Genomic DNA, 14090 nt, shown 5'->3' with positions numbered 1-14090 from the left:
GCAGAGCCGGGCCTTCGGTCATGTGTGCCGTTGAATACCGGCGCGGCCGGAGTTCGCCGTGCTGGATTCTGCGACGAACCGCTGGCTGCTCGCGTCAGGTAGGTGCTCGCGGGTCGGCGATGAGCTCGGTGAGGCGGGTAAGGAATGGGGGAAGCAGGTCGGGCAGCAACTCGAATTGGCCACCGGGAACGAGTATCCGTAGCCGGTTGAGCGCCGTGGTGATGAACAGGAGGGTCACCGCGAGGTGCGCGCGGGCGCTGCTGGTCGGCGCCGGATCACGCAGACCGGCGATCAGCAAGCTGCGGTTCGCGCCCAGGAGCGAGCCGATGCACCAGGCCTGGATCCCGGGCCAGGCGTCGCGGATTACCCCGGCGGCGAGGAGGTCGAGTTCGTGTTCGGCGTTCGCGCAGAGTGACTCGGCCCACTCGTGGAGGTCTTCGACGGCCTTCCACGCCGCACGTAGTTGGCTCAGAGAGGCTTCGTTGATCAGGCCGGCGAGGGCTTTCCGGATGTCACCGGCGGGCAGGAGAGTCAGGCTGTTCCCGTCGTGGATCTCGGCGAGGGCCGGGTTGTCGTCGGGGTGTTCGAGCATCGACGCGACCGGTACGGCTGCTCCGGCCGGGGCCAGCGCGCGGGCGTAACCGGCGAGGTCGATGTCGTCGAATTGGGCGGTGCCTCCCAGCACCGCGGAGACGGTCAGGTGCACATAGTCGCGGCGGGTGAACGGTTCGTCGGTGCCCGGCCCCTTGTCGAATGCGGCGATCTCCGGCGCCGCCCAGGAGAAGCCGACCGCGGCGACGCGCGCATCCAGGTCACGGATCCGCCGCGGAAGAAGCACCGGGTGATGACTCTCGCGGGCCACCGCCGCGTCGGCGACCTCGGCCACCCAGCCCTCCCGGGCCTCCGCCGAAACCTCTGGCGGGGTCTCCGGCAGGGCGAGGCTCGTCGCGGTGCTCAGCCACGCATCCCGGATTGTGGCCTCCGGGATCGGTAGCCCCGCGGCGAACGCCTCCAGCGCCACATCGGTGGGGCGGCGACCGGGCCGGGCGTGGTCGCTCAGCCACAGCACAAGGGTGAGCGCCTCGGGTGGCGTCGCCGAGGTCGTTCCCCGCCCACCGGCCGCTGCCGGCCCCCGCACGTTCGACGGCAGCAGTCCCGCGCGCCGCCACGTTGCCAACATCGCCGGCGTCACCGTGCATCCGCGGGCCGCGGCGGCAGCGATAAGCGCCACGTCGGCAGGGCTGGGCGGCTTACGGACCATGCCGCCGGAGCGTAGCCACCCTGCCAAGGCGTTTCAGCCCCGTGACCTCGCGGGGGACCCACCCGGCCGCACCCGGTGAACTGGCTCCGTAACCGGCCAGCCCCAGTTCAGGAGCGCATCCCGATGACTCACCCCGAAGCTTCCGCACCCGAGCCCACGCCCCGCCGGACAGGGCGCCGGATCCGCGGAGCGCTGGCCGCGGCGACCGCGCTGACCGCCGCCGTGGTCGGGGCCAGCAGCCCGGCCTGGGCCTCCGGCCTCTCCACGGCCGCAGCGCTCTACGCGCTCCTGCGCAACTCAGGGCGATGACAACCGTCGAGCCCGCGACCGGCCGGCCCACCAGGCGTACCTGCGGATCACGGTCGGCTCCGCACCAGGCCGTCAGAGGTACCTGACACGAACCGAAGCTCAGACGACTCGAACCGGTCCCATGCCACCCGCGCGGCCCCGGGCAAGCGGGCAGCCGACTCTTCGAGAGCTTTCGGCCTGCGGCCTTCGCCGCCTTACCCAGCTGCACCGTGGACGCTGTCCGAACGCCTCGGTTCCCACCCGTTGTCGCTCCAGCCACCTCGGCGCAGAGAAATCGTCGCCAGCCGGGCAGCCCCTCGCGATCGGCAGCCGACGAGCGGGTCACCGACGCTGGACGCCCACCGTCTGCCGGTTGTTCACCTGCCGACGATGCGGTCGAGCGGTAGCAGGGAAATACCAGCGGTGGAGAGTCCGGCCACCAGCGCCACCGGCAGTGACGTGCCGCCCCACAGTGTCAGCCCGCCCATGACCGCGCCGACGAGCAACGCGATCACGATGATCAGCGCGGAACGCATCGGCAGCAGGGATGGGGGCGTCGGGTCGGTCGTCGTACGCGTATTCACGGGTGGAACTCCTCTCGCCCCCGGTGGCTGGGGCGCTCGCGGTTGTTGTTCGGCGAGTTTCCCTAGGTCGCAACGCGACCGCCATGCGGTCGAGGTCATGGCAGAGCGGCACGGGTCTCTACTTATCGATTGACTATTCTTCCTACGAGAAGAGGTAGTGCTATGTGCCGCTCCGCCGTGACCTTCTTCGCCGTGTCGGACCAGCCGGGAGGTTCGCCGTGTCACCTGGCAAGTCGCCCCCGCGCGGCGAGATTCCTCCGGATCCGGTCCTCGACCGGCAGCGGCAGGCAGCCTGGCGAGAACGCAGCGTCGAGCGGATGCGGGCTTCACGCGAGCAACGGCTGACCCGGCTAGCGAGAAAACGTGTTGCTCTGGAGCGCGCCCGAGCCGACTACCGGACGATCGATACCGGCGATGTCCCGGAGATTCGGATCCTGCCCGGTTTCATACGATTGAGCACGATGCGACTGCGCGACTCGGCCGACGCGTGGCCCGACGAAAGCCTCGCGGTCGATGCCGGTCCTGACTACCGCGACCGGCAGGCGGCGGAGGTCGCCAGCCGACCCCCGGCGACCCGTCTGGTCCACCGGCGTTCCAACGCGCTGGCGTTCTACCTGACCGCGGTCTACGTCGCGCACCTGCGCGCCGATCCGGCACGCCCGGGGATGCGGCCGGTATTCGTCAACGACCTCGCCAATCTTCGTGGCCGGCCGGAGACCGGCCCGGCCTGGGCGTCTCTGGCCGCGCTGACCGCTCCGAGAGGGCCCCGCGCTCGGCGCGCCCAAGTCCACCGCGCGCTGGATGTGCTGGAAGCCGCAGGTCTGGTGGCTCTTCATCCGCCGGGGACCCGCTACCGATACGAGCAGTGGCAGTTGCTGCAGGAAGACGGAAGCGGCCTGCGATACCGCGTGCCGCCCGAGAGGAGCCCCACCGGGCTGAGGCTTCCCGCCGCGTTTTTCTGGAATGGCTGGCATCTGGTCTTGGAACCGGCCGAATTGGTGATGTTGCTGGCCGTCCTCGACCAGCAATGGCGGCTCAACTACGACTCAGCCCAAAGCGGACCATCACGGGCCACGGTCGCGCTCCCACGTACGGTGCGCTGGGGCCGCTACGGCATCAGCGGAGAGGTGTATCTCCACGCCCAGCAGCTCGTCGAGTTCGGGCTTCTCGAATTCTACGATCCCATGCCCCAGCGGAGGCGAGGAAAACTCCCCGCTCAAGGATCGGAAGCAAACCCCAGCCGCGAAGACTCCGATGCGGAAGCCGACGGTGGCGTGCGTAACGGGCAGCCTCCGCCGAAAGAGCCCTACCAGTTCGGCCCCGTCGCCCCGTCGACCTTCGACCGTGACCCAGTCACCGTCGTCACCGACACCCTGACCGCCTACCCGATCCCGTCACGTCTCCAGGACGACGAAGACCTCCTGTGGTCGTAGTGGCCCTTCGACTCATGTACGCGAGGACGGCAACGGCCAGCCATCGAGATCACCTAACTCCTCGGCACACAACACGGCGCTCGCCATCGCGCAGCGGCGCTCCACCCAGCCCAGGGTCCGGGGCATTTCGACTGACCATGGACGCAGGGCGTCCAGTGGGCGCCGTTCACAGCACCCCCACAGCCGGTGCTAACCCCCCAAGCCGGACTGAAGGCCGTCCGACTGGGGCCCCTTAGCCGCGTAACTGTTCAGCCGTCACATGTCCGATGGCTTCGTCAACGCGCCAGAGAGCGTGAGAGCAACGACGTGGCGCGGCGCACCGTTCGCATCGGCGACTTCGACGACTTCGAGGCAGTCCAGTAGGTGAGGTTTCGGCGCTTTCTCGGCAGGAACGAGCTTGAGAACGAGCAGGAACCCGATGCGAGGGTCAGCTACTTGATACGACGCTGCTTGGTCGAGGTAGGACTTCTTGTCAGGAACCGGCTTACGCGTCGCGTCCTTCTTAAGTTCGACGAAGAGGCTAAAGCCTGGAAAGCCGAACTCGACGTCGACCCGCCCTCCGGCTTTGTGCCGGACCTCGGAGTCCACTCCGTTGAGCTGGCCGCTGGCTCGCAGGAACTGGCGTAGGTCCTTCGCGAGATCGTCTTCGTCCGCGTCAGGGTTGTACAGGTATGGGGCCTCGCTGGCGCCGATCTGATTTCGGTCCCAGAGGAACATGACGAGGAGCTCGGTCACCAGGTTTACGCACTCGGCGATGTCGTCTACGTAGTCGACGGAGGCTCGGAGCCCCGTCATTGCCCGGTCGAGCAGTTCGTCGACGACGAGCGACCGCGAGAATGCCCTGGCTCCACTAATACGTACAGCAACTGCCTGGCGGACACGAGCTTGTGATGGCGTGTCCGGACCACTCTCTTCGAGAGAGTACCGAGGGAATGCCGTTGCGGTCTGACTAGCCGACAGGCCTCCACCTTCGGGAGGCATGCCGGCCTCCGATTTTGGGCGGTACCCGCCGGCGGGGTCTCGGAATTGTTCGGCGGCCGCGTCGCGAAGCGCGACAGCGACAGGTAGGTCGGCGATTTGGTCGGGGGTGGCTGTGCCCTCATTGCAGAGCAGCTCGAGGTGACGAACATGGTCTTGCAGGTGACGCATCAGGCCTGCTTGGTCGGCGAAGCCTGCTTCCAGGGTTGGAGCGACGATGTCGTGGATTGCTGCGCCGTCTTCGGTGCGTCGGAAGATGTGCGTGGAGCCGGTGGTGCGATAGAGGGCGACGACATCGTCGATGACTGCGGCCGCCTGGTACCAGGAAGGTTCGCTGAGGTGCTCGTATGCTTCGGACAATTGGACCGCGAGTTTGGCCCAGGCGGCGTGCGCGGCGGCTATACGCTGCCCCAACCAGTGGCTGCGCCCGGGGTCCAGGTGAAGGAGTTCCCGGACGTTGGCCTTGATTCTTCCCGGTAGGTCCGCGTCAGCGATCGAGCCAGTCACCAGCAGGTCGCGCAGCAGCAGAGCGATGTCGGCTGTGACGTGCGCATCGGGCCGATCGTCGTCTTCGAGCGCAGGCTGGAGATAGCGAACGGCGTCGTCGAGGTGTGTGAGCAGCGCCGCTTTGTCTGTGGACCGGAGCGCTAGCAGGACGGATATGCGTGAGAGCGCTAGACCCGTATCCGAATCGCTCAGTGCCGGGTCGCTGGCTGATTGGCTCGGGTCGGCGGTGCCCAGCGGTGCCTCCAGGCCCGCCACTCGGCGAGCCGCAGGAAGGAGATCCACCGCCTCGGTCCACTGTTCGATAGCAGCGACGACGGCCCTCAGGACAGCTCTGCCATAGACGGCTGGTCCGCGCCCGTCATAGGCAGCGAGCACGGCGAACAGGTCCCACCGCGGCGCCCAGTTGCCTAGCCGTAGCTGGACTGATACCTCAAGCGCATCGGCTGCACGAAGTGCCTCGCGTCGTGATGCACCGCGAGAGGGCTGTGCGCTTTGAGCCAGCAGCGGAGCAGACAGGACGCCTGCCGTGGCCACAAGCAGCTGATCGGATGCAAGTACCTGGTCGACAGTGTCTCGGAAGATCGTTGGACTCTTAGTCGCAACGATCGCCCTCGCCAGGTGGCCGGCGGCGTCCGTCGCCTGCTGCATCGAGTGCTCGGTCATGGCGGGGTCCGCCATCAGGTGAGCGACAGCGATGAGCAAAGGATGATCGACGAGCTCGGGCAGCAGCGCGATCAAATCTGTCCAGCCGCCGAAGTCGGTGAGGGTGGGGGTGCGGCCCTGGCAGCGCAAAAGGATTTGGTCGGCCGAGGCGGCGGTCCGGGAAGCAGCCGGCGCGTCGCTGTCACCGTGGGTCATCAGGACCTCCCTTCACGCGCGAAGGCGTGGATCGTCATCCGATCTGCCGCAGAACTCCTTTCACTTGCCTCTGCTACCGGGCCCGTGGGTCACATCATGGCGCGGCAGGCGATGTTTGGTGAATACCGGTGCCTGCTCGTTACCAAACAAAGTGAGTGCCGTGACCGAGACGGCATCGGTCCTCGCCGAGCAAATTCGCCAGTTCAGCGGTATGACGGGTTCCGACGAACACCTGGATATCGGCCGCCTCGGCGGCTCGATGCAGCGCTTCGATCATGCTGTCGAAGTCGTCTTCCGCCACTTCCTCGGCACCGGGTGAGTCAACGAACAGCAGCCCTGGGTGCCTGCCCACCCCGCGGCTGCGGCCCTGTCGGATGAGAGCCACGGCCGTCGCGAGCTTCAGCCTCAACTGCTCCCCGCGTTCACAAGCGCCATAGTTGTTGGTCCCGCCGCCTTGGGTAACCCTCATCCGGGCGCCGCCGTTGACCTCGACCCGGGTGAGATTAGAGAAGCCGAACTCCCGGGCGAGCGTCGTGACGTCCTCGCTGAGCTCCGCAAGCCACGTGCTCTGCGCCCTCGTCACCCAGTCAGCGGTCAGTTTCTCTGCGGCTTTGAGAACCTCGATGTCTTGGCGGATGGCATCCATCATGGCGGTGTCGGGTCCGACTGGGCCCGCTTGCGGCTTCAGGGCGTCAGCGGCGCCCTGCGCGCGGGCAAGGGCCAACTCCGCGTCTCTGCGCTCCGCGACCGCTGCTTGAGCTGCCTGGTTGGCGTCAAGTTCAGCGGAGAGACTCGCGATTTCTGTCTCGACAGCGGTGAGCTGACCTTGAAGCCTTCGCGTCTCTGCCTGCGCGTTGTTCCGGGCGGTAATAAGAGCCTCGACGCTGTTAACTGGTTCGTCGAGTTCGGCAGCGTCGTCCAGCTCGCCACGCCCGGCCACCGGGCCGGGTTCGGTCTGCTCAGGATGCAGAGCCGAGTCGCCTTCAACGAGGTGGCTGGTGTGGGCGTCGCTGGCGAGGTCGGTCGTGCATACCGAGCACGAGTGACCGGCGCTCTCCTCCGCGAAGCGTTCGGCGGTCACGGGCGTAGCGCATCGCGGGCAGACGGTCGGACGCAGCTTCTGGAAGAACCGGATGGCCTGGGCGTCCTCCTGATCGCGCAGGCGGCGTTTCATCTCCTCCGTGTACTGGCTGGACGCGAGGGTGAGCGTGGCTTGAGCAGCCCGCAGCAAACGGGAGGTATTCGCCATCTGCGTGTTCAACTCTGAAAGCCTGCTGACGGCGCGCGTCACCGCCGAGATATCGACCGTCGTTGCACTGAGCAGCTCCACCCGAGTACGAGCGGCCTCCAGCGCCCGCAATGCTTCCGCGTGCGCCACGCTCATGGCCGAGGCGTGCTGGCTCGCCGCTGACTCCAATCGGGCAAGTTCGGCCTCTGCAACGGTGAGCGCTGTCTTGGCCTCAGCCCGTGCAGCAGCCCACTCCGACCCGACGAACAGCGAAAGCAACCGGGACGGCAATCCGGCCCACTGCACGTCTCCCAGAAGGAACTGAAGGTTGTCCCCGCGTACCAGCAGCGCTCCCGCATATGTCGGCCACGTGTGCTGGGTCCGACGCCCCTCCTGCTGGCCGGCAATCGGCGGTAGCCGCAGCGCGGCCATCATCGCCGAGCCCATCACCTCTTCGAACTGGTCGTCGTCCTCGAAGACGCCGACAGTCAGTGCGGCGTCCCCCGGCTTCACGCGGGTGAGAGTTCCGGTAGGAGCGTGGTTACGAGCATGGTCGACGTCAAACATCACCTGGTAGGCGACGGTGTCGATGACCAGTTCGGCTTCGACGTGGTCGATCCACTGCCTCACCTCGTTCTTCAGATCGCATCGGCCTCGCAGAGCCCACATGAAGACCTTGATGGTGCTGGACTTACCCCGGAGGTTTTCGTCGCTTCCGATGCCGTGAAGACCCGTGGAAAGGGTCCAGTCGAAGTTGAAGGGAACTCGGGTGACCGCGTCGCGCTCGACCTTGATGCCATCGGCCGTTACACCCGTCAGAACCTTCGTTCCGGAAAATCGCAGGCGGGTGAAGCAGAGGTAGGCCGGCGAGGGGATCGCTGCCGACGCCGTCACCCGATGCTTTGCGAGCACCGCTTCCACGTCGTCCACGGGTCGTCCAGTTGCACCAGCGACCTCCTGACCGAGCCGCGTCATGCGTCCCCCACCTGATTCCCGTCCGGCGTCGTCGCCGTAGGGCCACCGACCGTCGCGACGGCCGGGCCCCTCGATTCCCTCAGGCGCCGGACCACTTGATCACCAATCGAGCCGATGGGTTCACCCCAGGTCGCTAGCGCGTACGCCTCCTGCGCGTACTGCCGTTCCTTCAGGCGGCTGCCCGAATCGTCACCCGCCACCAGGTGGACCAAGACCGCCTGGCGCGGGTACCAGTCCAACACCGCAGTAGTCGCCAGCTCATCAGCCATGGCGGCGCCGTGTTGCGTGAGGAAGAAGGAGTTCTGCAGTCGCTTCGGAGGCGCCCCTCGCCGCCGCACGAACGCCAACTCATATGTGTCAAGTAGGGCGAATGCGTCGTCTACCGATTCGTAGGCGCCGTAGAACCATTTGGGCATCGGGTAGTGATGCCAGGCCGGCTCTGGGTCGGTCAGCAACCTCTCGGCCACCTCAAGGTATGACTCGTCAATGACGTCGTTGACGACTCCTGTGATGAGCTCGTCTGCCAGATAGTCGGGGTTGCGAAGCCAGAAGTCCAAGGCCTGGAGGCGCTTCTCCGACCGAATAACCTGCACCGCGGCCTCGGGATCGCCGCCTCCCACAGCCTGGCCACAGACCCGCAGCAGGGTCAACAGCCTGATCGCGTGTTGACTTCGAGTCGCCGTGGTCGTGTCTGTCTCCAACGCGCACCCCCATCCCCGCCGTCATGGTTCCTTGCAGGAGCTCCCCAGTCCACTGTGCATTCGGGCGACGTACCTGGCTGACCAGCTGGCGGTCGCCGAGGTAGCCCGCCACCCTTCCGCTCGCCCTGCGCTCGCCGAGAGCCGGCCTAAGTCATTCCTGGGTCACCGGAGCTTCGAGAAGGGCAGCTCGCTGCAGCACGGTCGACCGTCGCGCCGAAGCAGCTGTCGTAAGCGAGTCGACCAAGGATGAGGGCTTGAGGTGCCAGCTGATCTGCGGAAACGACACGTCCCCGACATCGGAGCCGCCAAGGAGCCACCAAACGCCGTTAGGCGAGTTCCGACACTAGTTGCATTAGGCAAACCAGCAGGTCAGCGGGTGGGCCGCCTGGGGATCGAACCCAGAACCCGCGGATTAAAAGACCGACGGTTTCAATCTCCTGCGGATTTGCCCGTTCGGATGACCCTCCGACGAGCGACCTCGCAAGCTCGCCACCGCGCGTGAGCGCCGCTCCGTGTAGGGCCGACACGCTGCGCAGAGTCGTCTGGTCGCGCCGCCGCTTCCTGTGCCTGTTCAACCGGGCACTCGGCCGGGTCCGGTCGCTGATCGGTGCGGTGCTCTCTGACGGCTCGAAGTCGGCGCTGCGTCCGGCGTTCACGTCGATGGTCAGCGGTGTCATTGTGAGCGCCGGCCGCGGCGACCCTGGCGCTCACACGTTTCATTGGATGAGACGACTGCTCACCCGACGCCCGAGCAATCGCGGGACTCTCACCAGGCATATCCACTGGTAGATCGCTCACACGCGGCATGGCGGACGCACGGCGGACCGGCCGTGTGAGCGCGTGTGAGCGAGGGGGGTCGTTCGCCAGCGATCACAAACGGCGTGTAGGGGATGTGGCGCTAGTTCGGTCCGAGCGGCCGGGCCCGAGCGCTGCGCTCTCCGCGTTCTCTCTCGCCTCGAAGGCGGCGACCTCGTGCCGCATCACCCACCCCACGCCCGACGCACCGCGCCGGCTGGTCCTGCGGATCCCGGCGACACCGACTTGACCGGTCGGCGGACACCGAGCGTCCATGGCACTGCTCCCGTCCCCCCCAACCCCGACGCCGACCCGGCCGCCGAACCGCTGCTGACCCTGCCGCAAGTCCTCACCGAACTCGCCGTGCCCCGCTCGACCTTCTACCGATGGCGGCAACTCGGCGACGCACCACCCGCGATCCGCCTGCCCAACGGACAGCTGCGGTTCCGGCGCGCCGACCTCGACGCCTGGATCAACGCTCACACCGACCTCGTTCCGGAGACCCACACATGACCCGCCGCACACCCGGCCCACCGCCCGACCCGACGGCGACCACGTCGTTCCAGGTCCGATTCCAGAAACTGCAGTTCCTCTCCCCGAAACCCCGCAAGAACCCCAACACCACGAAGCCGCCGGCGAAAGGCCGGTGGCGGGTGCGGTGGACCGTCGACGGACGCGAATTCCACGAATCGTTCCGCGACAAAACCCCCGCCGGGTACTACCTGACCGACCTCGAAACCGCCTACCGCAAAGGCGAGCCGTTCGACACCCACACCGGGCTGCCCGCCAGCATGGCCCGCGCGAAATCCACCACAACCTGGCTCGCGCACGCCCGGGACTACACGCTGCTGCAGTGGCCCCGGCTCTCGCCCAACGGGCGGCGTTCGCAGGCCGAGGGCCTGACCACGGTCACCATGGCGCTGCTCGACCGGCGCCGCCGCGGCGCCCCACCGGACGCCGAGTGCCGCCGCGCGCTAATGCGCTTCGCGTTCCGGCCCGAAACCGCATGGACCGAACAACCACCGCCGGACGCGGTGGTCGCGCTCGCCTGGCTCGAAACCGCGTCCCTGCCCGTGCATGTCCTGAGCAACCCCGCGACCGTGCGCAGCGTCCTGGACGCCTGTGCTCGCAAGCTCGACGGGACCCCGTCCGCGGCCAGCGTCATCACCCGCAAACGCGCCGCCCTCTCCGGCGCCTGCGGCTACGCCCTCGAACGCGGCCTGCTCACCACCCCACCCCTGAAATCCGTCCGCTGGCGCCCGCCCGCAGTCGCCGACGCCATCGACCGCCGCATCGTCCCCACCCCACAGCAAGTCCGCGACCTGCTCGCCGCGCTCGAGCAGATCGGGCCGTGGGCCGAACGGCTGCAGACGTTCTTCGCCACCCTCTACTACGCCGCGCTGCGCCCCTCGGAGGCCGTCGCGCTGCGAGAGAACACCTGCCACCTGCCCGATTCCGGATGGGGGTGGCTCGACCTGCTCGGCAGCGAAGCCAAAGCCGGATCCGCCTGGACCGACACCGGCCGGCCCCGCCAGGCTCGCGGCCTGAAACACCGGCCCGCCACCGAGACCCGGCGGGTCCCGATCCCGCCGATCCTCGTCACCATGCTGCGCGACCACCTCAAACGCTACGGGGCCGGTCTGGACGGGCGCGTGTTCACCAATATGCGCGGCAACCCCCTGCAGGACTCCGGCTACGGCCGAGCCTTACACCTCGCCCGCGCCATCGCCTTCACCCCCGACGAAGCCGCATCCCCCGTCGCGCGCCGGGCCTACGACTTCCGGCACGGCGGCATCACCGTCTGGATCACCAACGGCCTGCCCATCACCGAAGCCGCCCGCCGCGCCGGACAAGGCATCGACGTCCTCATGCGCGTCTACGCCGGCTTCCTGCTCATCGCGTACACCACCGCCGAAAACGCCATCAGCGACGCCTTCGACCCTGACTCGGCCCCCGGCGACGCGTCGCCGATCGACCGCGATCCCACCACCGGGCCGGACACCGATCCGGGTCCGCGGTCGCGACACGACCGGCGGGACGCGGCTTGAAACATCCGAAATAGACAGTCGCCACGTATATTCGCAGGTGACGACACCTACCCCAAGGAACACGTCATGACGCGCTATGCGCTCAACACCGACCGCGGTGAACTCATCGCGACCTGGGACACCGGCCACGGACCCGTCTTCACACCTGTCACCACGTCACAGGCACTCACCCGCATCCAAGACACCGACCCCACCCTCATCGGCCTACACGTCACCGACCTCGCCAGCGCGCTCACGCTCCTCTCCACCCGGCTCTGGCGCCTCTACACCCAGCCGGCCAGCGCCGCGCCCACCACCGAGGTCAACACCGAAGGGTGGCGGCGCGAGCAATCCCGGAAGGCGTTCGCCACCGTCGTGCCCACGCTCACCAGCCCGCACCTGCCCGACGACCCGTACTCCGGCAGCCCGGTGATCACAACATCGCTCGACCCGGTCGAAGAGGCCGCCCACCGGGCCGGGCGCGCGCTCTACTACCTCGGCGACCAGACGGTCACCGACGCCGTCGCCGCCGACGTGCGGGCCGAGCTCGACGCCGTCGAACGTGCCGAGCGCGGAGATCTGACCGGCCGCGCCGCGCAAGCGGTGAAACTGAGCCGCGCCGGCTTCTCGCCCGTGCAGGTCGCCGCCGCTCACGACATCCTCACCGCCGACCCGCTCCGCCCCGCCGGGCTGCACCACCTGGACCCCGCCTCGGCCGCGGTCGCCGCCGCGCACTGGCTCTGGGCCGCCGCCCGCGTCACCGCCGACACCACCGAGAGCGACTCCACCGACATCCTCGTCGACGCCAACCAGATCGAAGCGCTGCCCTACGAGTCCCCGACCCAGGTCCTCATCGACATGGAAGACGGCGAGAGCCCTGCCGCGATGGTGGTGACCGAACTGATCAGCGACGCCATGGACATCGCCGAAGGCCACACCCGCATCGCCGACGAACTCATCGACCGCCTCGGCGACGAACCCGAGGACCCCGAGGACCTAATCGATGGCTTTCGCCGGCTTACCCCGCTCGACCCTCGGCGGCCCGCGCCCGATCTCCTCGAGGATCTCCTGGCCGGTATCCACGGCTGCTGGCTGGTCTACGAAGACAACGCCGACTTCCGCGACCCGGATATCGCTGAGGACGAACCCGACGAGAAACTGGCCATGGTCCGGGACACGCGGAGAAAGACCTTTGTCCTGGCGCTCACCGACTTCGCAGTAACAGAACGTCACCGCATCGGTCTCTAGCCGCAGCTTTCACTTTCAGCTATTAGTCGGACCGGCGCGAAGGCGGAGTGGGCCGAATCGGGCATGTCAGTGGATGGCGGTGAACCGGAGGCGGTGGTGGGCTGGCTTCTCGATCTCGTCGACGACCGCGATGGCGAGGTCGTTGGCCGAGATCGTTGAGTTCCCGGCAGCGTCCTTGAGCAGGATGTCGCCGCCGAGCACGTAGGCGCCCTTCGACGGAGTGTCGAGCCACGACCCGAAGTCGCGCGGCGGGCTGATGTAAAACCAGTCGAGGGTCTCCGGGCTCGCCTTGAGCATTTCGAGGACGTGGAGTCCGCTCTCGACCTCGGGCTTCTGCTCGTCGGTGAAGACGTGACTGAAGACGTCCCAAAATCGTTGGCCACCCTCCTCGATCAGCAGCGATGACATACCACCGACGTGACCGAGGCGAGTCGGCGTTCCGGCAAGGCGGTGGATGAGATCCTCGACGATTCCCTCAAGCTTGCCGGCCATGTCCCCTCGTGGTGAGAGAGCGACGATGATTACATCCCGGTCCGCGAGCACCTCGTCGAGGACTGCCGCGTCGAGTGCTGAGCCCGCGACGTACTGGACGTTCGTGACCGGACTACCGACGCTGCCACGGCTCAGAGACGTAACTTCGTGTCCGCGCTTCGCGGCTTCGGCAACGATGCCGGCGCCGGCATATCCGCTGCCGCCAAGAACTGTAATTCGCGCCACTTTCCGTCCCTTCATTCTCCTGCGGTGACTGGATTACCGTAGGTCGCATTGGCTGCCCGAGGAAGTACGCACTTTGCGGTAAGAGAGGAACGCCGAGGTGACTGTCGGCCGATGTGGTCCCGATCAGCTTGACTGTCCGACGCGCCGCTTGCTTGATCGCATCGGCGACCGCTGGACGGTGTTGATCGTGGAGGCGTTGGATTCCGGGCCGCAGCGCTTCTCCGCTCTGGCTATGCGGGTCGGCGGCATCTCGCAGAAGATGCTGACGCAGACTCTTCGCGCGCTCGAGCAGGACGGGTTGGTCACACGTACGGTGTATCCAGTAGTTCCACCGCGCGTGGAGTATGAGCTGACACTGCTGGGCCGATCACTCCAGGGGCCGCTCCGGGCGCTTGAAGAGTGGGCCGTGGAGAATCTGGATGCGGTGAGCGCGCATCAGAGCGCTGCCGACAACGCCCCGGCGTAGCCGGCGGCAGCAGCTTAGAGGTGG

Annotated in this window: 12 protein-coding genes; 6 read left to right on the top strand and 6 right to left on the bottom strand. The window is 67.3% G+C overall.

Annotated elements, in window-relative coordinates; genetic code table 11:
* Positions 1-94 precede the first annotated feature (94 nt).
* Positions 95-1180, bottom strand: coding sequence for a hypothetical protein (locus tag FL583_RS11660; RefSeq protein WP_142704594.1), 1086 nt, complete (start codon positions 1178-1180; stop codon positions 95-97).
* 204 nt (positions 1181-1384) lie between these two features.
* Between FL583_RS11660 and FL583_RS11655 the strand changes: the two genes are divergently transcribed.
* The gene (locus FL583_RS11655; protein WP_142704593.1) at positions 1385-1570 is read left to right on the top strand and encodes a hypothetical protein; all 186 of its coding nucleotides are present in this window, start codon (positions 1385-1387) and stop codon (positions 1568-1570) included.
* 356 nt (positions 1571-1926) lie between these two features.
* Here the strand turns inward: FL583_RS11655 and FL583_RS11650 are convergent, their stop codons facing one another.
* Entirely contained in the window at positions 1927-2133 is a 207-nt protein-coding gene (locus tag FL583_RS11650) for a hypothetical protein (protein WP_142704592.1), read from the bottom strand.
* A 218-nt stretch (positions 2134-2351) separates the two neighbouring features.
* On the opposite strand from FL583_RS11650, the gene FL583_RS11645 reads away from it, so the two are divergent.
* Positions 2352-3566: a hypothetical protein gene (locus FL583_RS11645; RefSeq protein WP_142704591.1), complete on the top strand. Its 1215-nt coding sequence runs from the start codon at positions 2352-2354 to the stop codon at positions 3564-3566.
* Positions 3567-3821: 255 nt separating this feature from the next.
* Here FL583_RS11645 and FL583_RS11640 read toward each other — a convergent pair whose 3' ends face one another.
* The 3 genes from FL583_RS11640 to FL583_RS11630 all read right to left on the bottom strand — a co-directional run bounded on the left by FL583_RS11640 (position 3822) and on the right by FL583_RS11630 (position 8762).
* Positions 3822-5909: a hypothetical protein gene (locus tag FL583_RS11640; RefSeq protein WP_142704590.1), complete on the bottom strand. Its 2088-nt coding sequence runs from the start codon at positions 5907-5909 to the stop codon at positions 3822-3824.
* A 139-nt stretch (positions 5910-6048) separates the two neighbouring features.
* On the bottom strand, positions 6049-8067 hold the full coding sequence (locus FL583_RS11635) for a hypothetical protein (protein ID WP_142704589.1): 2019 nt from the start codon (positions 8065-8067) through the stop codon (positions 6049-6051).
* A gap of 41 nt (positions 8068-8108) precedes the next feature.
* Entirely contained in the window at positions 8109-8762 is a 654-nt protein-coding gene (locus FL583_RS11630; RefSeq protein WP_142704588.1) for a hypothetical protein, read from the bottom strand.
* A 1092-nt stretch (positions 8763-9854) separates the two neighbouring features.
* On the opposite strand from FL583_RS11630, the gene FL583_RS11625 reads away from it, so the two are divergent.
* The 3 genes from FL583_RS11625 to FL583_RS11615 all read left to right on the top strand — a co-directional run bounded on the left by FL583_RS11625 (position 9855) and on the right by FL583_RS11615 (position 12883).
* Positions 9855-10121: a helix-turn-helix transcriptional regulator gene (locus FL583_RS11625; RefSeq protein ID WP_205752038.1), complete on the top strand. Its 267-nt coding sequence runs from the start codon at positions 9855-9857 to the stop codon at positions 10119-10121.
* Positions 10122-10261: 140 nt separating this feature from the next.
* The gene (locus FL583_RS11620) at positions 10262-11656 is read left to right on the top strand and encodes a tyrosine-type recombinase/integrase (protein ID WP_142704587.1); all 1395 of its coding nucleotides are present in this window, start codon (positions 10262-10264) and stop codon (positions 11654-11656) included.
* 66 nt (positions 11657-11722) lie between these two features.
* Entirely contained in the window at positions 11723-12883 is a 1161-nt protein-coding gene (locus tag FL583_RS11615; protein WP_142704586.1) for a hypothetical protein, read from the top strand.
* Between the two features lie 66 nt (positions 12884-12949).
* On the opposite strand, the gene FL583_RS11610 is transcribed toward FL583_RS11615, so the two are convergent.
* A complete protein-coding gene (locus FL583_RS11610) occupies positions 12950-13600 on the bottom strand; it encodes an NAD(P)-dependent oxidoreductase (RefSeq protein ID WP_205752037.1) in 651 nt (216 codons plus the stop codon).
* 148 nt (positions 13601-13748) lie between these two features.
* On the opposite strand from FL583_RS11610, the gene FL583_RS11605 reads away from it, so the two are divergent.
* The gene (locus FL583_RS11605) at positions 13749-14066 is read left to right on the top strand and encodes a winged helix-turn-helix transcriptional regulator (RefSeq protein ID WP_205752036.1); all 318 of its coding nucleotides are present in this window, start codon (positions 13749-13751) and stop codon (positions 14064-14066) included.
* The last annotated feature ends 24 nt before the right edge of the window (positions 14067-14090 follow it).

The sequence above is a fragment of the Cryptosporangium phraense genome, assembly GCF_006912135.1.
Taxonomy (GTDB): Bacteria; Actinomycetota; Actinomycetes; order Mycobacteriales; family Cryptosporangiaceae; genus Cryptosporangium; species Cryptosporangium phraense.
The sequence above is the reverse complement of the archived record's forward strand: the minus strand, read 5'-3'. Positions and strand labels throughout refer to the sequence as shown.

Excerpts from the sequence above, each read along its gene's own strand:
- FL583_RS11660 (WP_142704594.1), bottom strand. The coding sequence starts at position 1,180 with ATGTTGGCAACGTGGCGGCGCGCGGGACTGCTGCCGTCGAACGTGCGG.
- FL583_RS11655 (WP_142704593.1), top strand. The coding sequence starts at position 1,385 with ATGACTCACCCCGAAGCTTCCGCACCCGAGCCCACGCCCCGCCGGACA.
- FL583_RS11640 (WP_142704590.1), bottom strand. The coding sequence starts at position 5,909 with ATGACCCACGGTGACAGCGACGCGCCGGCTGCTTCCCGGACCGCCGCC.
- FL583_RS11615 (WP_142704586.1), top strand. The coding sequence starts at position 11,723 with ATGACGCGCTATGCGCTCAACACCGACCGCGGTGAACTCATCGCGACC.